General features: G+C 66.1%; 14 protein-coding genes. 7 read left to right on the top strand and 7 right to left on the bottom strand.

The genetic code is table 11. The features are described 5' to 3' along the window. Positions 1–16: 16 nt before the first annotated feature. From KPL74_07915 to KPL74_07930, 4 genes are all read right to left on the bottom strand, one after another. Positions 17–1,000, bottom strand: coding sequence for a malate dehydrogenase (locus KPL74_07915; GenBank protein ID QWT21919.1), 984 nt, complete (start codon positions 998–1,000; stop codon positions 17–19). Between the two features lie 37 nt (positions 1,001–1,037). Further along, positions 1,038–2,237 carry an aminotransferase class I/II-fold pyridoxal phosphate-dependent enzyme gene (locus KPL74_07920; GenBank protein QWT21920.1) on the bottom strand — a complete coding sequence of 400 codons (1,200 nt, stop codon included), beginning with the start codon at positions 2,235–2,237 and terminating at the stop codon, positions 1,038–1,040. 222 nt (positions 2,238–2,459) lie between these two features. Continuing rightward, positions 2,460–2,966: a peptidylprolyl isomerase gene (locus KPL74_07925; protein ID QWT21921.1), complete on the bottom strand. Its 507-nt coding sequence runs from the start codon at positions 2,964–2,966 to the stop codon at positions 2,460–2,462. A gap of 126 nt (positions 2,967–3,092) precedes the next feature. Beyond that, complete coding sequence (locus tag KPL74_07930; protein ID QWT21922.1) at positions 3,093–4,847, bottom strand: D-(-)-3-hydroxybutyrate oligomer hydrolase; 1,755 nt, start codon at positions 4,845–4,847, stop codon at positions 3,093–3,095. An 83-nt stretch (positions 4,848–4,930) separates the two neighbouring features. Between KPL74_07930 and KPL74_07935 the strand changes: the two genes are divergently transcribed. Further along, entirely contained in the window at positions 4,931–5,686 is a 756-nt protein-coding gene (locus tag KPL74_07935) for a response regulator transcription factor (protein ID QWT21923.1), read from the top strand. A gap of 69 nt (positions 5,687–5,755) precedes the next feature. Here KPL74_07935 and KPL74_07940 read toward each other — a convergent pair whose 3' ends face one another. The 3 genes from KPL74_07940 to KPL74_07950 are packed head-to-tail and all read right to left on the bottom strand — an operon-like array spanning position 5,756 to position 12,379. Continuing rightward, positions 5,756–9,037, bottom strand: coding sequence for a PAS domain-containing hybrid sensor histidine kinase/response regulator (locus tag KPL74_07940; GenBank protein QWT21924.1), 3,282 nt, complete (start codon positions 9,035–9,037; stop codon positions 5,756–5,758). Between the two features lie 19 nt (positions 9,038–9,056). Continuing rightward, entirely contained in the window at positions 9,057–10,067 is a 1,011-nt protein-coding gene (locus KPL74_07945) for a hypothetical protein (GenBank protein ID QWT21925.1), read from the bottom strand. 14 nt (positions 10,068–10,081) lie between these two features. Next, the gene (locus tag KPL74_07950; protein QWT21926.1) at positions 10,082–12,379 is read right to left on the bottom strand and encodes a TonB-dependent receptor; all 2,298 of its coding nucleotides are present in this window, start codon (positions 12,377–12,379) and stop codon (positions 10,082–10,084) included. Between the two features lie 178 nt (positions 12,380–12,557). Between KPL74_07950 and KPL74_07955 the strand changes: the two genes are divergently transcribed. From KPL74_07955 to KPL74_07980, 6 genes are all read left to right on the top strand, one after another. Beyond that, a complete protein-coding gene (locus tag KPL74_07955; protein ID QWT21927.1) occupies positions 12,558–13,955 on the top strand; it encodes a GntP family permease in 1,398 nt (465 codons plus the stop codon). Between the two features lie 26 nt (positions 13,956–13,981). Then, on the top strand, positions 13,982–14,665 hold the full coding sequence (locus KPL74_07960; protein ID QWT21928.1) for an alpha/beta fold hydrolase: 684 nt from the start codon (positions 13,982–13,984) through the stop codon (positions 14,663–14,665). 385 nt (positions 14,666–15,050) lie between these two features. After that, positions 15,051–17,210: a type I secretion system permease/ATPase gene (locus tag KPL74_07965; GenBank protein ID QWT21929.1), complete on the top strand. Its 2,160-nt coding sequence runs from the start codon at positions 15,051–15,053 to the stop codon at positions 17,208–17,210. Further along, positions 17,207–18,544, top strand: coding sequence for an HlyD family type I secretion periplasmic adaptor subunit (locus KPL74_07970; protein QWT21930.1), 1,338 nt, complete (start codon positions 17,207–17,209; stop codon positions 18,542–18,544). The genes KPL74_07965 and KPL74_07970 overlap by 4 nt, the downstream gene beginning before the upstream one ends. A 589-nt stretch (positions 18,545–19,133) precedes the next feature. Continuing rightward, on the top strand, positions 19,134–19,646 hold the full coding sequence (locus KPL74_07975; GenBank protein QWT21931.1) for a hypothetical protein: 513 nt from the start codon (positions 19,134–19,136) through the stop codon (positions 19,644–19,646). 214 nt (positions 19,647–19,860) lie between these two features. Then, on the top strand, positions 19,861–20,391 hold the full coding sequence (locus KPL74_07980) for a hypothetical protein (protein QWT21932.1): 531 nt from the start codon (positions 19,861–19,863) through the stop codon (positions 20,389–20,391). Positions 20,392–20,394: the final 3 nt, after the last annotated feature.

Below are 20,394 nucleotides of genomic sequence, written 5' to 3' on the forward strand. Positions count from 1 at the left end.
ATATGCAGGGGGCGTGTTACCTGGCGAAGAGGTGCTCGACGCCGGCGCGCTCTTCGCGCAGTTCCTTCTCGGTGGCGTCGATGCGTGCCTGCGAGAACGCGTTGATCGCCAGGCCCTGGACGATGGCGTACTTGCCGTCCTTCACCGTGACCGGGTAGCCGAAGATCACGCCCGGCTCGACGCCGTAGGAACCGTCGGACGGGATCGCCATCGAGACCCAGTCGCCTTCGGCGGTGCCGAGGGTCCAGTCACGCATGTGGTCGATCGCCGCCGAGGCCGCCGAGGCGGCCGACGAGGCACCGCGTGCCTTGATGATAGCCGCGCCGCGCTGCTGCACGGTCGGGATGAAGTCGGACTCGTACCAGGCCTGGTCGACCTGCTCCAGCGCCGGCTTGCCCTTGACCGTGGTCGTGTGCAGGTCCGGGTACTGGGTGGAGCTGTGGTTGCCCCAGATGGTCAGCTTCTTGATGTCGGTCGAGTGCGAGCCGGTCTTCTCGGCCAGCTGCGACAGCGCGCGGTTGTGGTCGAGGCGGACCATCGCGGTGAAGCACTTCGGATCGAGGTCCGGTGCGTTCTGCTGGGCGATCAGCGCGTTGGTGTTGGCCGGGTTGCCGACGACCAGCACGCGCACGTCGCGCTTGGCGTGGTCGTTCAGCGCCTTGCCCTGCGGGCCGAAGATGGCGCCATTGGCCTCGAGGAGGTCCTTGCGCTCCATGCCCGGGCCGCGCGGACGCGCGCCGACGAGCAGGGCGTAGTCGACGTCCTTGAAGGCGACGTTGAGGTCATCGGTGGCGACCACGCCAGCCAGGGTCGGGAACGCGCAGTCATTGAGCTCCATGACCACGCCCTGCAGCGCGGGAAGCGCCGGGGTGATCTCGAGCAGGTGCAGGATCACCGGCTGGTCCGGGCCGAGCATGTCGCCGGCAGCGATACGGAACAGGAGGGCATAGCCGATCTGGCCGGCAGCGCCGGTGACGGCAACGCGAACGGGTGCTTTCATCTTTCGACTCCTCAGGGATATCGCGTGGGACAAACGATCAGTTGAGCTCGGCGAAGAACTCGACGATGCGGGCCATGCCCTTGTCGAGTGCGTCGTCCGGGCAGGAATAGGAAATGCGCAGCGCGCGCGGCTCGCCGAACGCCGAACCCGGCACGCAGGCCACGCCCTTGGCTTCGAGCAGCACGGCGCAGAAGCTCACGTCGTCGGTGATCGCGACGCCGTTGTGCGACTTGCCGAAGGCCACCGAGATGTCCGGGAAGGCATAGAACGCACCCTGCGGACGCGGGCAAACCACGCCGGGGATCGAGACCAGCGCGTCGTACACGCGGTCGCGCTTGGCGGCGAACTCGACGCACTTCTGCGCGGGCACGTCCTGCGGACCGGCCAGCGCGGCCACGGCGGCGGCGGTGACAACTTCCGGCAGGCTGGTGATGTGGTTCGAGTTGAGCGTGGTGACGGCCTTGGCGACGATCGCCGGCGCGGCGATGAAGCCGACGCGCCAGCCCGGCATGCCGTAGGTCTTCGACAGCGAGTCGACGAAGATGGTGCGGTCCTTCAGCTCCGGGCGGATGTGCACGAAGTTGTGGTAACCGACGCCGTCGAACACCATCGTGTTGTAGATGTCGTCGGTGATGACCCAGGTGTCCGGGTACTTCACCAGGACGTCGGCCAGCGCGGCGATTTCATCGCGCGTGTAGACCATGCCGGTGGGGTTGGACGGGTTGTTGAAGAGGAACACCCGGGGCTTGCGCTTGAGTGCCTCTTCCAGCTGTGCCGGGGTGAGCTTGTAGTGCTGCTCGGGCGGGCACGGCAGGATGTTGATCTTCGCCCCGACGATCTCGGCGATGTCGAGGTAGCTGGTCCAGTACGGTGCCGGGAACGCGATCTCGTCGCCTTCGTCCAGCAGGGCTTCGGCCAGGTTGTACAGGATCTGCTTGGCACCGACGCCCGTGCTGACGTTCTCCGCCGCATAGCCGGTGAGGCCGAGGGCTTCGATGTGCTTGAGGAAGGCGTTGACCAGCGCGTCGGCGCCACGGTTGCTGCCGTACTGGCCGGAATCCTTCGCCAGTGCCTCGCGGGCCGCGGCGTAAACGTGCTCGCCGGGGAGGAAATTGGGGACGCCGATCGAGAAGCTGACGATGTCACGCCCCTCGGACTTCAGGCGCTTGGCCTTCTCGGCAATGACCATGATCGCACTGGGCTTGGCGCGACCCATACGCGTGGCGAGCTGCGGCATCGTTTCCTCGTCGGGGGACGGAACAAAGGCCGCTACTTTACCACGCCCCGCCGGCCCGGGCGCCCTCCCGCCCCTGTAGGAGCGCGCCTGCGCGCGATGGGGATAAACGCAGGCCCCATCGCAGCCGTTTTCATCACCGGGCCCCATCGCGCGCAGGCGCGCCCCCACAAAAGGAAACGGCCGCCCCGGGGGCGGCCGTTCATGGGCAAGCCCTCGCGGCGATCAGCGCGCGTCGAGCACCGTGTTCCACTCGGCGACCTTGGCGGCCTGCTTTTCCAGCAGGGCGTCCACGTCACCGCTGACTTCCACCTTCTCGATGGTGTCTTCCTGGCGGATGGCGTCAACCACCTTCTGGTCTTCCGCGCCGACGATTTCGCCGAACACGCTGTGCTTGCCGTCCAGCCACGGGGTCGGGCCGTGGGTGATGAAGAACTGCGAGCCGTTGGTGCCCGGGCCGGCATTGGCCATGGACAGGATGCCCGGCTTGTCGTGCTTGAGGCTGCTGTCGAATTCGTCGCCAAAACGGTAGCCCGGGCCACCGCGGCCGGAACCCTCGGGGCAACCGCCCTGGACCATGAAGTCGGCGATCACGCGGTGGAAGGACAGACCGTCGTAGTAACCACGCTTGGCCAGGTTCACGAAGTTGGCGACCGTCATCGGGGTCTTGTCGTCGTGCAGGCGCAGGTGGATGTCGCCCTTGTTGGTCTTCATGGTGACGTTGATGGTCATTTCGATTCCTGTAACTCGTTGATATTCAGGCCAGCGGCAACACGCGCACCGGCCAGGGGGCCGCAAAGGCTACCGAAGATGGCGGCCCGGGACCAAGAGTTCAAGCTGCAGTGCGTGACGGCTAAGTCAGTTCGGCGGCAAGGACAGCGTGGCCGGGGTCAGGGCGCCCGCGCCCCGGGGCCGGGTCTCGCGGACGGCGGCATCCTCGGGGAGCGCACGCCCACCGGCGAGGTAGGCCCAGGCCCGGTCCAGCGCCGCGTAGGCGAACGGCAGCAGCGGCGCATGGCGGTCGCCGAAGTCGGGAAAGGCCAGGAAGGCATCGAAATGCTGGGCATACGGGACCTTCCAGTACACCGGCGTGCGCCCCGAGGCCCGCAGCCAGGCCACGTAGGCGTCGGAACTGAACGCCACCGGGATCAGCCCGTCCTGGGCACCGTGGACGACGAAGACCGGCAGGCCCTCCCGCGGCAGCGTCGCGGCGGTGGCCGCCACGCCTTCCTTCAGCTTCGCCGCATCGGCACCATGCCCGGTCCACAGCTCGCGCAGGCAAAGGCTGCCGGGAAGCGTCGGGTCGAGCGACACGTCGGTGCCGCCTGCCAGCACGATGGCGGCACCCGGCGGCACGCCCGATCCGTCGGCCCACCATGCCGCGCGCAGCACGCCGTCGACGGGGCTGGCGACACCGGCGGCGTGCTGCAAGCGATACGAAAAGCCGCAAGGCATGTCCCCCGCCTCGCGGCGCAGGTAAGCGGACGCGTACGCCGCGGTGACCGCGCGCCACAGGTCCAGCGAGGTGGACGACGCCCCCACGCGCAGGGCGTCGTCCTGCCAGCCCGAGGCGCGCAGCATCGCCAGCGCCTCGGCGGCCTGTGCTGCAGGCGTGTTCGCCTGCAGCACGCCATGCGCGCGCAAGGAGGCACAACGCAGCGCCCACGCCGGTGGCGACGCCTGGCCGACGCGGGCGAACGGCACGCCGTTGAATTCGGGCGCGGCCATCGCGCAGGGCAACAGCACCGCCGCCTCGGTGGCGTAGTCGTAGAACGCGCGCCCGTGGCCGGCCACATGGATGTTCGGCTCCATCGCGACCACCGCGGCGAGGATGCCGTCGGTGTCGTCACCGGCCGCGCGCAACACCGCGCCACCGCCGTTGGAAAGGCCGGTGGCGATGATCCGCGTGTTCTTCGCGGTGAACGGCGCCTCGTCCGGATACGCGCGATCGAGCATGGCCAGGCCGAAGCGTGCGGCCTGCAACACGTGCCGACCCCAGTCGGCTTCGGGGTTATCGCCCGAGTGCGCATGCTTCACCGCGATGCCGGCATCCACGCGGATGCCTTTGGGTTCGAACTCCAGCGTCGCTTCGCCGGCTTTCGCGCGGGTGCCATCCAGGGCCACGCCACTGTGATCGGCGGCGTCGAAATAGCCCGCGCCCGTGCCCTTGTCGGTGTAAGCGACCGCACAACCATGCGCGAGGCCCCAGCCACCGGCGAGTGCAATGGCGCCATAGACGCCGCGCGAGCCCGACGAGGCGGTGACGACCAGGCAGCGCTTCGCCTTGTCGAAGTCATCCGGCACCTGGACCAGCACCCGATGCGGTACCCGCGCGCCGGGCAGGAAGGCGAACGTCGTGAACTCACGTCCGGGCACGTCCGGCACGCCGCCGTACACGCTGCCGAAACCACCCAGCGGGCCAAGGTCGGCGATGCCCTTCCAGCTCGACTGGATGGCGCGGCGACGCAATTCGGCCGGCGTGGGAGCCGCAGGGTTCACGAACGCCGCCGGCGCGCCAGCCAGGCCACGCAAGCCCAGGCCGGCGCTGAGCAGGTCATCGCCGTCGCGGTGGGTGGTGACGCGAACGTCGCCGAAGGTGTCGGGGTTGGGCATGGAACCTTTCCTCGTGGCGGGCGCCGTCGTGCAGGAGAGGATGCCGAACGATGCGGCAGCGATGACGACCAGGGGAAAGATGCGTGACATCCCTGCACGATAGCAAGCACGCCGGCCGTCGCCATCGTACGAAAGTGCAACACGACACTCGACGCCGCCGCGTTACGCCGCTACCGTCGCTGGCGATGAACCGCATCCTCGTCGCCGACGACCACCCCCTGTTCCGCGCCGCGCTCCGCCAGGCGGCGGCGACCGCCGTGCCGGATGCCGAGGTAGGTGTTGCCGCGGATCTCGAAGCCCTGCTCGATGCGTTGGGCGCGGCACCCGAGACGGATCTCGTCCTGCTCGACCTGCGCATGCCCGGCAGCCGCGGGCTTTCCGGGCTGGCCGCGTTACGCGGGCAATTCCCCGGTGTCGCCGTGCTGGTGGTCTCCGCGCATGACGAAGCCCGCGTGGTGAAGCGCGTGCTCGACCACGGTGCCGCGGGCTTCGTGCCGAAAAGCGCGGACCCCGACACCATCGCACTGGCCGTGCGCAGCGTGCTCGACGAAGGCCACTGGCTACCACCGGCGCTCGCCCGCGAGGTTGCCGCCTTGCCCGCGCGCCATGACGACACCGCGCTGGCATCGAAGTTGTCGCGACTTACCGAGCAACAGTTCCGCGTGCTCGCGATGCTGTCCGAAGGCCTGCTCAACAAACAGATCGCCGACCGGCTCAGCGTGCAGGAACGCACGGTGAAAGCCCACGTCACCGCCATCTTCGAAAAGCTCGAAGTGCGCAACCGCACCCAGGCCGGCGTCCTGCTGCGCACCCTGGACCTCTCCGACACCCCCCTGTAGGAGCGCGCCCGCGCGCGACCCCAGCAAGCCCAACCCAACCCGATCCAATCCGATCCAATCCCCCCAGCCTCAAACCCGAACCAGCCGCGCCACCACCTGCCGCAGCGCCACCGGCTTCAGCGGCTTGTACAACACGCTCCCCCCCGCCTCCTGCAGGCGCAGCCGCAGGTCCGCATCCCGGTCCGCGGTCACGAACACTGCCGGCACCTCGCCAAACCGCCCTTGCAACACCCGCAGCGCGTCCAGTCCGGTACGCCCGTCGTCCAGGTGGTAATCCAGCACGAGCAGGTCCGGCTCCGCCGTCACCGCGGCGGAAGGCTCGCGCAACGCATCGACGCCCCAGCCCCAGCCACGCAGCAAGGTCGCCGTCGCCGCCAGGGCCGCCGGGTCGTTGTCGACGACCAGCGCGTGGCCGCACGCCGACGGGGCCAGCGGCGCGAGCGGTGCCACGGGTAGTTCGACCTCGCCACGCACGGCCACCGGCACGCTCACCGCGAACACACTGCCACGACCCGGCCAGCTGCGAAGCGCCAGCGGATGGCCGAGCAGCGAGGCCGTGCGCTCGGCGATCGCCAGGCCGAGGCCCAGGCCTTGCCCCGCGGCGGCTTCGCCACGGCGGAAGGCATCGAAGATCAGCGTGCGATCGGCCTCCGCGATGCCCGGCCCGGTATCCCAGACCTCGACGCGCAGCTGGTCGCCCGCGCGGCGACAGCCCAACACCACGCGACCGCCCTCCGCGTAACGCAGGGCGTTGGAGAGGAAGTTCTGCACGACGCGGCGCAATAGCGACGGATCGGTGCGCACGCATGCCATCGTCGGCACGACGTGGAAGCGAATATCGCGCTCGGCGGCTATCGCCCGGCACTCGGCGGCAAGCGGGCCCAGCACCTCGGCCAGCGCCACGTCGGCCATGCGCGGCGAGAGCCTGCCACCCTCCAGCCGGGCGATGTCGAGCAAGCCACCGAGCAGGTTTTCGGTGGCGCCCAGCGCGCCTTCGAGATGGCGCGAGGTGTCGGCATCGCCATGCCCCGCACGCAACGCATGCGCGAACAGCTGCGCCGCATGCAGGGGCTGCATCAGGTCGTGGCTCACGGCGGTGAGGAAGTGGCTCTTCGCTTCGTTGGCCTGCTCCAGCGCCGCCGTGCGCTCGGCCACGCGAAGCTCGAGCGTTTCGTTGGTCCGCTTCAATTCGTCCTCGGTCTCGCGGAACGACGTGACGTCGGTGAACGTGGCGACATAGCCGCCACCGGGCATCGGGTTGCCGCGGATTTCCACCACCGTGCCATCCGGGAACCGACGCTCGGCCAGGTGCGGCGAACCCGCGCGCATGAAGGCCATGCGCCGTTCGACCCGCGAGGCCAAGTTGCCTTCGCCAACGAGCCCCGCGGCAACGTTGTGGGCGATCAGTTCGGCCACCGGCAAGCCGACCCGGAGCAGCGCGGGCGGATAGCCGAACAGGTCCGCATAGGGCTGGTTCCACGCCACCAGGCGCAGTTCGGCGTCGACCACACAGATACCCTGGCTCATCGTTTCCAGCGCCGCCTCGAGCACGCGCTGGTTGAAACGCAGGTCTTCGGTGGCCTCGTCGACGATCGCCGCGACGGTGTCGAGCTCTTCCTGGCGCTGGCGATGCACGACCTGCACCAGCAATCGCGCGGAGCCCGCACCGATCACCGCGGCCAGCTCATGCTCGACGACGCCGGCCAACGCGCCACCCGCCGCGCCATGCACGGGCGCACTGGCGAACAGGCTGTCGACGCGCTCCACGGGCAGGAAGCGCGTGGCCAGCGCGCGCAGGTCGCCGACATCGACGCCGCCCAGTTCGGCCGACGGCAAGGTGCGCCGCCCGTAACGCGACGGCGCCACGAGCAGCATCGTCGCCAGGTTGGCACCGAGGCCGAGCACGACGGCACGCCCCAACCGGCTCCAGTCGTCGAGTCCGAACAGCTTGTCGGGCGACAGCCACTCCACGCCGAACGGGCCCGCGAGCACCCACGACGGCTCGGGCGAGACCAGCGCGGGCGCGACGACGTACAGCCACACCAGCGTACCGACGACGAGGCCCGCCGCGACCGCGCGCGCTCCCGTGCGTGGCCGGTAGACCGCCACGAGCAAGGCGGGCGCCAGTCCCGCCAGCGCGGAGAACGAGATGCCGCCGATATCGGCCAGGACGTCGTTGCCGGCCAGCATGCGGCTATACGCCCACGCGAGCAGGATCACCGCGACGATCACGCCACGGCGCTGGTTGATGACTTCGCCACGCAGGTCGGCGCGCTCGTCGCTACCCCAGCCGGCCAGCACGCGCACGGGCGCGATGAAGTGGTTCACCACCATCAGGCTGAGCGCGAGCGTGGCGACCACGACCATGCTCGTTGCCGCGGACAGGCCGCCGAGGAAGGCGAACAAGGCCAGGCCACCCTGCTGCCGGGACAGCGGCAGCGCCAGCACGTACAGGTCCGAGGGCACGCCCAGCGGTGCGAGCGTCGCGTCGCCGAGCTTCGCCAGCGGCAGGATCGGCAACGAGACCAGCAACATGTAAACCGGGAAAAGCCAGCGTGCCGTACGCACGTGGCCCACGTCCCGGCATTCGACCATCCCCGCGTGGAACTGGTGCGGCAGGGTGAACATCGCCAGCGCGCCGAGCAGGATCAGCGCGGGGAAGCCGCCGGTGTCGTGCGGCATCGCCGCGGCGCGTGCAACGGCGGCGGGATCGGGCGTCGCACCGATCAGCAGCGTGCCCAGCGCAAGCATCGCGCCGAGCTTGAACAACGACTCGAAGGCCATCGCGAGGACCAGGCCCCGGTTGTGCGCCATGGCCGATGCCCGCCGGGTGCCGAACAGCATCGCGAAGGCGGCCATCAACAGGGCGATGTACAGCGCGCTGTCCTGCCATGCCGGCGCCTCGGCGTTGCGGCCCTGCGCCAGCAGGCTGTAACTCATCGCCACGGCCTTCAGCTGCAGGGCGATGTAGGGAATGATGCCGATCAGCATCACGACCGTGACCAGGGCGGCCAGGCCGCGATGGCGACCCAGCCGTGCCGAGACCAGGTCGGCGACCGAACCCGCGTTGTAGTCGCGGGCCAGCACCACCATCCGGCGCAGCACGCCCACCGCGAACGCATACATCAGGATCGCGCCGATGAAGGTCGGCGGCAGCCACCAACCCGAACGCGAGGCCTGGGTCACCGTGCCGTAGAACGTCCACGACGTGCAATGGATCGCGAGCGACAGCGCGTAGACGATCGCCCAGCGCCGCTCGAACAGGCGTGGCCGGCGTTCGCCGAACAGCGCCACGCCGAACAGCACGAACAGCCACAGCGCCGCGGCAAGCGTGACGGTCCAGGTGGTCATGGCGCCGCCGCGTTAGCGCCTAGCGCAGGCCGAGCGCGTGCACGGCATCGACGACCCAGCGCATCTGCACGCCGGCACGGGTGTCGTAATTGTCCCCGGAGTAGCCCCACCAGTCCCAGCATGCCTGCGGATTCAGAGGCGCGAAAACCGCGCGGGTCTGAGGATACAGGACGGCCACGTCGTACACGTCGGCCCAGCGATTGAAGCCGGCGTCGTCGACGAAGTCCTTGCCGATCATGTCGGCGGTCTGCTTGCATCCATGCAGGGCGACCATCACGCCACACGGTTTGCCGGCAAGGCAGTCCGGCGGCAGGTAGACGTAGCCGGTGCCCGAGAGGAACGCGTCCTTGCCGTCCACCTTGTAGGCATCCTGGTCGAAGGCGCGCAACTCGCCCTTCGCCACCGTGGCCGCATGCGCGGGCTTGCCGTACATCTGCGTAAAGATCTCGCCCGCCGCGTCGAAGCCGCAATGGCCGAGGAACGGCGACATCGACTTGTCGCAGTCGTCGCCCTTCGCGAGCACCGGCAGGTTATGCGCGAACGCCCGCCCGCCGTCGTCGACCACGGTCAGCCCGCCCAGGGCCGGGTCGAGCTTCTTCAGGGCATCGTAGAAGCCCGCCGACGCATGGCCCACCACCGGCGACACCAGCGCGTCCTGCGCCCCGTGCAATGCATAGACCTTCGCCTTCGCCAGCCCGGCGAGCGGGGCGATCGCGCCCTTGCCCGCCTTGTCCCTGGCCGCAGCGGCCAGCGCGGCGACGTCCGGTGCAGGCGTGCCCTTCATGCAGCTACCCAGGGCGACGTCGAGCTTGCCCGCGGCGCATCCATAAGGCCCACCCGCGACCAGCGCCGAGGCGTGGAACACGTCCGAGTACGCCACCTGCAGCTGGGTCGCCATGTACGCGCCCGACGACAGCCCGGCCACGGTGACCCGCGCGGCATCGATCTTCAGCGAGGGGAGTTTCGCCGGGGCGTCCGCGGCGGATGCACCGCCGGCGACCAGGGCCAGGCCAAGCAACAGGCGTTTCATCACGATGTCCCCCGTCAGAAGTTGTAGCGCACCGACGCATAGTAGTTGCGCGGCATGCCGTAGTACGCAGTGCGGATGTTGGCCACGGAGGAGAACTCCTGGCCGTCGGTCTTATAGGTCTTGTTGGTCGCGTTACGCACGCCCGTGCGCAGCTGCCAGTGGCCGTCACCCGAATCGAACACCCCGAACGCGCCGACCAGCGTATACGCTTTCTGGCTGAGCGCGGCGTAGTTGTCGACGCTGAGCCAGGTCTCGGTGCGGTAGGAGGCGTCGGCGCCGACGGTGAGTGCACCACCGGCCAGGTTGAAGGTCTGCGAGGCGGCGATGCGCGCGGTCCACTTCGGCGAGAACGGCACGTGGTCGTGCAGGGTCGGGTTGTACTGCGGGTTGGACGGATCCGACCGCGCATCGTCGAAGCGGTCGTACTTCGCCTTAAGGTAGCCCACCTGGCTGCTCAGCCGCGTGCCTTCACCCAGCAACGCCACGCCTTCGGCCTCGAAGCCATCCATCTTCAGCTTCGCGGCGTTGATCACCGGGAAGGCGAAGGTCGGGGTGATCGAACCCGGGTTCTGGATCTCCGACACGCGTGCCTGGAAGTCCTTGTAGTCGCTGTGGAACGCGGCGAGGTTGGCCTGCAGGCGGTTATCCACGCTGCGCAGCTTCAACCCGGTTTCGTAGGTCCACACGTATTCCGGGTCGAACTTCGCCGTGGCCGCTTCCGCGGTGGAGTTCGCGCGGCCGTTGAAGCCGCCGGACTTGAAGCCACGGCTCGCCGACACGTACCACATGGCCTGCGGGCTGAACTGCTTCTGCAGGCTTACCGTCGGCGTCCACGCCGCCCAGTCCTTGTTCCCGTGGAAGGCGACCGTTTCGTCCAGCGCGGCGAACGGCACGCCCCAGAAGGTGCTGGTGGTGCGGTCGTAGTCCTTGCTTTCCTTGCTGTAGCGGATGCCGGCGGCAAGCGTCCAGCTCGGCACGAATTCCCAGTTCACGTGGGCGAAGCCGGCGTAGCTCTTGGTGGTGAGGTCATCGCCGATGCTGCGCAGGAAATCGATCGGGCGTCCGGCCAGCGCGAACAGGTCGTCGGCGTACGCGTACTGCGTGGACGGCACGTTCTCGCGCAGGAAGTACGCACCGAAGGTACCCTGCACGTTGCTGCCGTTGTCGAAGCCCAGTTGCAGCTCCTGGCTGAACTGCTTCTGGCGGAAGCCGACGAACACGTCGCCGAGCTGGTACTGCGAGGCATCGATGTCGATGTACGAATCGCTGTCCAGCTTGCGGTAGGCCGTGATGCTCTTCAGGTTCCACTGGTCGGACAGCTTCCAGTTCATGTTCAGCGCCACGCCCTTGTGCGTGAGCTCCTGGCCCTTGCCTGGCGGGAACGAGGTCTGGCTGTGGAAGTTGTACTTCTCGTCCAGGTTCGGCTGCAGCAGGGTCACCGTGCCGAAGGCGAGGTCCGTGCGGGTCAGCGCCGAGACCGGCTGGCCCAGGGTCAGGGCCGTATCCATCTTCGTGTAGTCGAGGGTCAGCACGCCGTCGAACGCGTCCGACGGATGGAAGCGCAGCTTGCCGCGCACCGATTTGGTGTCGTCGTCGTTGAAGTCTCGACCCGCGTAATCGTGTACGTAGCCGTCGTTGCGGGTGACCGCGCCCGCCAGCGAGGCCGACCACACGCCATCCTTGTCCAGCGGGGTGGAACCATAGAAGCGGCCTTCGCGCCGGCCGTAATTGCCGAACGTCGCCTCGACCGAGCCTTCCGGCGTGCTCGACGGGTTCTTCGTCACCACCTTGACCGCGCCACCCGTGGAATTCTTTCCGTACAGGGTGCCCTGCGGGCCACGCAACACTTCCACCTGCTCGACGTCGAACAGGCTGATCAGCGCCCCCTGGATGCGCGAGTAGTACACGTCGTCGACGTACATGCCGACGCCCGGATCGAACGTCTGCAGGGCGTCGGGCTGGCCGATGCCGCGGATGAAGATGTTCACCGAGGACGACGAACCACGGCCCTGGACGATGTTCATGTTGGGCACCGCACCCTGCAGGCCGTCGATGCTGGTCGCCTGCAGGTCCTTCATGTCGTCCTCGCTGAAGGCGCTGACGGCGACCGGCACTTTCTCCAGCGACTCGTCTCGGCGACGCGCGCTCACGGTCACTTCCTGCAACTGCGTCGCGTCCTGCTTCTTCTTGCCAGCCTCGGTCTGCTGCGTGGCCGCCGTGGCGGAAGACCCGGCATCCTGTGCCATCGCGGGCAGCGTGGCGGCGAAACCGAGTGCAAGGCCGATCGCCAGCGTCAGCGGTGCGTGCTTCATGGACATCCCCCGTGTGAACCCCAGTACGGCACCGCCTCGGCGCCGAATGACACGAAGCATAGGAAGGGTGCGCAGGGACAGGCACTTGTACCTTGGTACAGTGCCCCGCGCCAGCAAGCCTGCGGATACTCGCCCCCCACGACGGCGGCATGCGCCGTATCCGGGGACGACCGCTCCAATGGCATTGCTTATCGTGCTGGCCGCGCTGGCCTTCCTCATGTTCGTGGCCTATCGCGGCTACAGCGTGATCCTGTTCGCCCCGGTGGCCGCGCTGGGCGCGGTGCTGCTGACCGACCCGGGCCTGGTCGCGCCGATGTTCACCGGCCTGTTCATGGACAAGATGGTCGGCTTCCTCAAGCTGTACTTTCCGGTCTTCATGCTGGGCGCGGTGTTCGGCAAGCTGATCGAACTGTCCGGGTTCTCCCGCGCCATCGTCGCCGGGACCATCGGCCTGCTCGGCGAGAAGCGGGCGATCCTGTCGATCGTGCTGGTCTGCGCCCTGCTCACCTACGGCGGCGTCTCGCTGTTCGTCGTGGTCTTCGCCGTCTACCCGTTCGCCGCCGAGCTGTTCCGCCAGGCGCGCATCCCGAAGCGGCTGATCCCGGGCACCATCGCGCTGGGTGCGTTTACCTTCACCATGGACTCGCTGCCGGGTACGCCGCAGATCCAGAACATCATCCCGACGGCCTTTTTCGGCACCGACACCTGGGCGGCGCCCTGGCTCGGCACGCTGGGATCGGTATTCATCCTCGTCGTCGGCCTGCTCTACCTGGAGCGCCGTCGTCGCGCGGCGCAGGTCGCCGGCGAGGGCTACGGCGACGACCTGGCCAACGAACCGGCGCCGTTCACCGGCGAACGACTCGCCCATCCGCTGGTGGCGCTGCTGCCGCTGGTGCTCGTCGGCGTGGCCAACAAGCTGCTGACCGTGCTGATCCCGCGCGTCTACGGCACCACGCAGGCCTTTGCCCCCACCGTGGTGGGCGATGCACCGCCCGTGGTCCAGGAGGTGGCGAAGGTGGCGGCGATCTGGGCGGTCGAAGGCGCGCTGCTGGTCGGCATCCTCTGCGTGCTGGCCTTCGCCTGGCGCCCGGTACGCCAGCGCTTCGCCGAGGGCAGCAAGGCGGCCGTGGGCGGTGCGTTGCTGGCGTCGATGAACACGGCGTCGGAGTACGGCTTCGGCGCGGTGATCGCCGCCCTGCCCGGCTTCCGCAGCGTGGCCGACGCGCTGCACGCCATTCCCAACACGCTGGTGAACGAGGCGGTGTCGGTCACGGCGCTGGCCGGCATCACCGGCTCGGCGTCGGGCGGGCTGAGCATCGCGCTGGCGGCGATGGGGCACGACTTCATCCAGAACGCGCAGGCGGTCGGCATCCCGATGGAGGTGCTGCACCGGATCGCCGCGATGGCGTCCGGCGGCATGGACACCCTGCCGCACAACGGCGCGGTGATCACCCTGCTCGCGGTCACCGGCCTGACCCACCGCCAGTCGTACCGCGACATTTTCGCGATCACCGTCATCAAGACCCTCGCGGTCTTCGTGGCGATCGTCGCTTACTACGCGCTCGGGGTGGTCTGACCGGGCGTACACCACGGAGGCAAGCCATGCGTTTCGTCACGTCGCTGTTCGCCCTGCTGTTGCTCCTGTGCGGTACCGCCCACGCCGCCTGCGTGGATTCCGTCGTGCTGGTGCACGGCAATACGGGAAGTCCGTCCGACTTCCAGGCCACCCACGACCTGCTCATCCAGCGTGGTTACACCGAGGGGCAGATCTTCGCGCCCAGCTGGGGTAACGGTCTGTGCGCCGCGTGCAACGACCACCAGGGCAGCGAGGAGACGCCGGTGCAGAACGCCATCGTCGATGCGCTGGCCTCGTCGTGCACCGGCAAGATCGACGTCATCGGCCATTCGATGGGCGCCACGCTCGCCGCGCGCGTGATCGACCGGATCGGCGCGTCGACCTCGGTGAACACCTTCATCGGCATCGCCGGTGCCTTCCACGGCCTGTACGCCTGCGGCCTCTACCCGGCCAACGTGGCGACCACCACCTGCGGCGCCTGGGGCCTGTCGATCGGCAGCCCGTTCCTCAACGGCATCCAGGGACATCGCTTCGGCGCGAAGATGTATTCGTTCAAATCCTACTCGGACGAGATCAACTGCTACTACTCGTGCTACGTCTACGGCGTGCACACCTCGCAGATCCAGGGCGAAACGGCCAGCTACACCTTCCCCTACGCGCACTACGGCCTGCTCTGGTACACCGCGACCCAACAGGTCAACCTGCTCTAAGCCCCCGCCCCCCTGTAGGAGCGCGCCCGCGCGCGACCGATGATGCGGTCCCACTGAAAACCACCGCACCCAGGTCGCAAACGCACCGCACATCGCCCGTTGAATGCACGATCGATCCCGGATAGCGGATTTGCCAACCCGGACCAGGTGCATCGCGCGCAGGCGCGCTCCTACACAAGCTGTCGCGCGACGCCTAACACGCACACACACTGCGAACAATAGAAGTAACGCTCATCGCGAAAAAATTGATCACACCATCACAAACCAATCGAATTGAGATTTCTTCTATATACGGCGCCACATCTGCCTGACACCATTTCCAGCTCTCCGATCACGGGGAGCGCTAGCCACGAGCTGGCGGTACGGGCAGATCGGGAGCATCACATTGCAGGAAGCAGCCAAGGCATCAAAGCCGGAACAGGCGCGCGTTGACGCGCTCAGCGTCGACTACCTACTCGCAGGACTCGTCCTCCTCGCCCGCTACCATGGTGTAGCAGCCAACCCCGCTGAACTCGCGCACACCTACGGCCACGGCGAGCGCCTCGACGAGACCGCCACCCTGCTCGCCGCCAGGAAACTGGGGTTGAAAGCTCGATTCGTCGACCAGCCGGCCGGGCGACTGGAAAAAGCGCCGCTGCCCGCAATTGCACTCATGGCGAACGGTGCGCACGTGATCCTGTCAAAGCTGGAAGGCGACACGGTTGTCGCTTATGACCTGGCCGAGCAGCGCGCACGCACCCTGCCGCGCGACGTGTTCCTCGACCAGTACGTTGGCCGAATCCTGTTGGTTGCCTCCCGGCAGCGCGTGACTGGCAAGGGTGCCCGATTCGACCTGCGCTGGTTCGTTCCAGCCGTGATGAAATATCGCCGCCTGTTCGCGGAGGTGATCGTGGCGTCGCTGTTCGTGCAGGCATTTGCCCTGATGACGCCCTTGCTTTTCCAGGTCGTGATGGACAAGGTGCTGGTCCATCGCACGGTCAGCACGCTCGACGTCGTGGCTCTGGGTATCGGCGCGATCGCGTTGTTCGAAGTGATGTTATCGGGCCTGCGCGCCTACATCCTCGCCCATACGACCAGCAAGATCGATGTTGAGCTCGGCGCCCGGCTGTTCAGGCACGTGCTCGCCCTACCCCTCGCCTATTTCGAATCGCGCCGTGTCGGTGAGACGGTCGCTCGCGTCCGTGAGCTGGAGAACATCCGCAACTTTCTGACGGGACAGGCACTGACGGCTCTGCTCGACCTGTTCTTCACCGTGGTCTTTCTCGCGGTCATGGTCACCTACAGCGGCTGGCTGACGCTGATCGTGGTCATTTCGATGATGCTCTACGGCGGGTGGTCGGCCGTGATCACACCAGGCCTGCGTCGCGGCCTTGACGAAAAGTTCGCCAGGGGAGCCGAGAATCAGTCGTTCCTGGTCGAAGCCATGACCGGCATTGGCACAATCAAGGCTACGGCGACCGCACCTCGCATGACCCGTACGTGGGACATGCAACTGGCGGCTTACGTCAGCGCCTCCCTGACCGTTGTCCGTCGCGCCAATCTCGGGCAACAGGGTATTCAGCTGATCCAGAAGACCGTGGCCGTCACCCTGCTCTACGTGGGCGCACGGTTGGTTATCGAGGGCGACCTGACGGTTGGCCAGTTGATCGCCTTCAACATGCTGTCCGGCCAGGTCGCCGCGCCTGTCGTCAGGCTCGCCCAGCTGTGGCAAGACTTCCAACAGGTGGGTATTTCGGTCAAACGTCTCGGCGACGTGCTCAACATGCCAACCGAACAGGCAGGCAGCAGCGTTGTCCCGGCCGCCATCAAGGGCAAGATCACCTTCGAACGGACGAGCTTTCGCTATCGACCCGACGGACCCGAAATCCTGGCTGGCGTCGACCTGAGGGTCGCCCCGGGCGAGGTCATCGGCATCGTGGGCCGCTCGGGCTCCGGGAAGAGCACCCTGACCAAGCTCGTCCAGCGCCTCTATGTACCCGAGCGCGGGCGGGTGCTCATTGACGGACAGGACATCGCGATGGTCGATCCGACCTGGCTGCGCCGCCAGATCGGTGTCGTGCTCCAGGAGAACTTTCTCTTCGGCCGTAGCGTTCGCGAGAACATCGCCCTAGGCGACCCGGGCGCGTCGCTCGAGCGTGTGATGGCCGCCGCGCGCCTGGCGGGTGCGCACGACTTTATCCTTGAACTACCCGAAGGTTATGACACCCATGTGGGCGAACGCGGGGGGTCTCTATCGGGCGGCCAGCGGCAGCGCGTAGCCATCGCGCGCGCCCTGATGGCCGACCCACGCATCCTTATCTTCGACGAAGCCACGAGCGCGCTCGACTACGAGTCGGAGCACGCCGTCATGGCCAACATGCGCTCCATCTGCCGTGGCCGAACTGTGTTGATCATCGCCCACAGGCTATCTACTGTCCGGCGGGCCGACAGGATCGTGGTCATGGAACGTGGGCAGATCGTCGAGGATGGAACCCACGACATTTTGCTTAAGCACGCTGGCGGTGTATATGCACGATTGCACGCGCTCCAGGGGGGTGCCGCGTGACCGTACCCGTGCGAATCTCCCGCCCCTCGGCCCGCAGGGCTGCCGAGATCGAATTCCTTCCTGCCCACCTCGAGTTGATCGAGCGGCCGGTATCCGTTACCGCACGCACTCTCGCCGCTACTTTGGCTGCGATTTTCTGTGTCGCCCTCGGCTGGAGCTATCTCGGAAAGATGGACATCGTCGCGAGCGCCCCTGGCCGCATCGTCGCCACGACGCGCAGCAAAACCATCCAGCCCATGGAAACGGCGTCAGTCCGCCATGTCTACGTAGCCGACGGTGACACCGTGCGCATGGGTCAGCCACTCATCGACCTCGATGACACAAGCGCGACTACGGAACGAACAAAGGCTTCAGAGGCCCTCGTGGCCGCGGGGCACATGGCCGAACGAAAGGCGCTTCTTCTTTCAGGGCTGGATGGGACCACGATCCAGCCTGGCCCCTATCGGGACGAAGTCGCCGCCGACCTGGCCCAGCTGGACTACGCGCAGTACGTCGCCAACAAGCAGGTACTGGAAGCTGTCCTGAAGCAGCGACGCAGGGAAGCAGCGAGTGCCAAGGGCCAGATCCACGCACTCGCGACCAGTGCGGACATCAGCCGCCAGCGGTCGGAGGACACTGGCAAGCTGGTCACGAAGGGCCACGTGTCACGGCATGAATTCCTGCAACGGGAACAGGAACGCGTGGACGCCGCGCGCATTGCGGAGGCTCAGATGAGCCGCCACAAGGAACTGAAGGCGGCAGAGGATGCCGCTTACCGCGATCTGCAGGCCCACATCAGCACGACCCGTCAGGAGGCTGCGGACCAGCTCCGCCAGGCGCAGGAAAGCGCCGCGCAGTACGCGCAAGACCTGGCAAACGCGGAGCAGCGCATTCGCCAGCTTCACCTGACTTCGCCCGTCGACGGAACGGTGCAACAGCTCGCCGTACACACGGTGGGTGGCGTCGTTACCCCTGGCCAGGCCCTGATGACCGTGGTTCCCCAGGATGACCCCTTGGAGGTCGAAGCCACTGTGCTCAATCAGGACATCGGTTTCCTGAGGCCCGGGCAACCGGTGACGGTGAAAATCGAGACCTTTCCTTACACGCGCTACGGATTTGTGCTCGGAAGCGTCGCGTCTGTCTCGCACGACGCCGTACAGGACGAGAAGCTAGGACTCGTTTTTCCGGCGCGTATCCGGATCGACTCCGCACTCCTGGACATTGATGGCGTTGCCGTTTCGCTTACGCCAGGGATGACAGTTACAGCCGAAGTGAAAACCGGGCGACGACGTGTGCTCGACTACCTGCTGAGTCCGCTGCAGGAACATATCCACGATTCTGCACGAGAGCGATGAGCGATCACACGCGACCGCATCTCGGCGGGACTCCAAGGACGCCGCAAACGGGACACCGAGTGCAATCAATAGATCAACCCACTCCTTGGTCTCGGCGGATCGGACCTGCGAGTGCCGTCCTCCTCGGGCCACTGCTACTAGCCAGGGCCTATGTAGCGACTCTAACTATCGGAACGCCCATCGCCTATCTCAAATCTCATTTGGTTCATACGCAAGCTCTTCCCACGGGTGATTACATCACGCCATCTGCCATCGCCGTTGCTTACGCAATAGCGGCGCCCCTGCAGCTCGCCTGGACGATCAACATTTTTCAGACTAGGCCTCAGAAGCACCGAGTCGGATTTCTCCCGTGGCTCATCGTCGCGATGTACTCGGCGGCGATGGTGCACGCCGCCTACATTCCATCCTCCAAACCAGAAAAGCCGATCGATAGCTACTCCACAAACTCTCGAATCGTGATGAGTAGTGACGTCATCTTCTCCCTCCTATTTTGTTCCGCGAACATAGGATCATCAGCAATTCTCATCGTTGTTGTGCGCCAATTATCGGCACCGTTCCGTAGGACCAAAATGCCAAGGAAGAATGAGTTATGACTAAGCACGAAACTAATTGCATTCCTGACACAAATCGGCTGACTTGGGCGAGACTGTTGATCCTGCCTCTTGCGGCGTTCGCTATCGTTGAGTTCTGCATAAGCTGCGGCGTTACTTTCGATTTCCTTTCCGGCCTACAACCCTACGGACTAATCAACGCATTCGAAGCGAAGCCCCTACGGCGCGCGGAGCTCGCAGCACATTTCGCGACTCAGCTTGCGCTCCTTCCTTTTGCACTACTGCAGTTGGTTAAGGCGATCGGCTCAAGCAACAAGCCTCTGACCATAAAAAACGCAGCGCAGGGAGCGTTTCTAGCATCACTCATGTCCGCATTTCTCTTCATTCCACGCTACGGGCAGCCGAATGCGCCAGCGAAGAGACGACTCTTCATCACACCGCTGATTGAACAATTCAACCTCGCATATGTACTACTCGCTGGTTCTTTCATGTTCATTCTCGCACTCGGAATCGCCGTGGTCGCGGCATGGATACTCAAGTCCATCGATTAAGCGCCGCGTCAAGGCCCCAAGCAACGGCCAACATTGCGTGCGTCAAAAGCGAGTCACCCAACTAGCTACCGAAGCGCCCCACCGCCACGCTCGCATGCATTCTGCACGGTACACGGTGCACGACAGCATAAACGACTAGTCGGCAACCAACATCGTAGGAACTGAGCAAGATGTGAGCACGACTAGTGACTTCATAATCACGAGGCAAAGGCTTATGCCAAATCAACCAGCACCGGAAAAGATTCGAAGCAATGCACTTCTATTGTTTTTGTTCGCCGCGCCAAGCATTGCTGCCCGAGTCTACTCTTTCTTCGGCGACCCGCTCGGACTGATCGACATTTTCGGAAGCTGTTTCTCGGTACGCATCCGATCTGACCTCACGCGCGCTTCTTTGAGGCCTTCAGCATCACTGGCCTTTTATACGCTGGCGATACCCATCTACATCCGATATGCAATCGGTTTACGCAAGTTGAAGGACAAAGAAGATCCACCATTCTCCTGGCTCATTGTCGCCGGCACTACGCCGCTACTGGTGCTAGCACTCTACATACGAACCGGTGCATCGGACGACCCCGGACAAACTCAACTCCGTTTCCGGGGACTAATGGAGCTCGCGGAGCAATATCAAGCGGCTCATGACGCATTCGTGTTCTCGCTCGTTCTGTCACTGAGCCTATGCATCACACTCGTCGTCTCTAAGCCTGTAGAGATCCTAAAAGAACGGCGAAGAAAAACGGCCAAATAAGGC

The sequence above is a fragment of the Bacillus sp. NP157 genome (genome assembly GCA_018889975.1).
Classification (GTDB): Bacteria; Pseudomonadota; Gammaproteobacteria; order Xanthomonadales; family Rhodanobacteraceae; genus Luteibacter.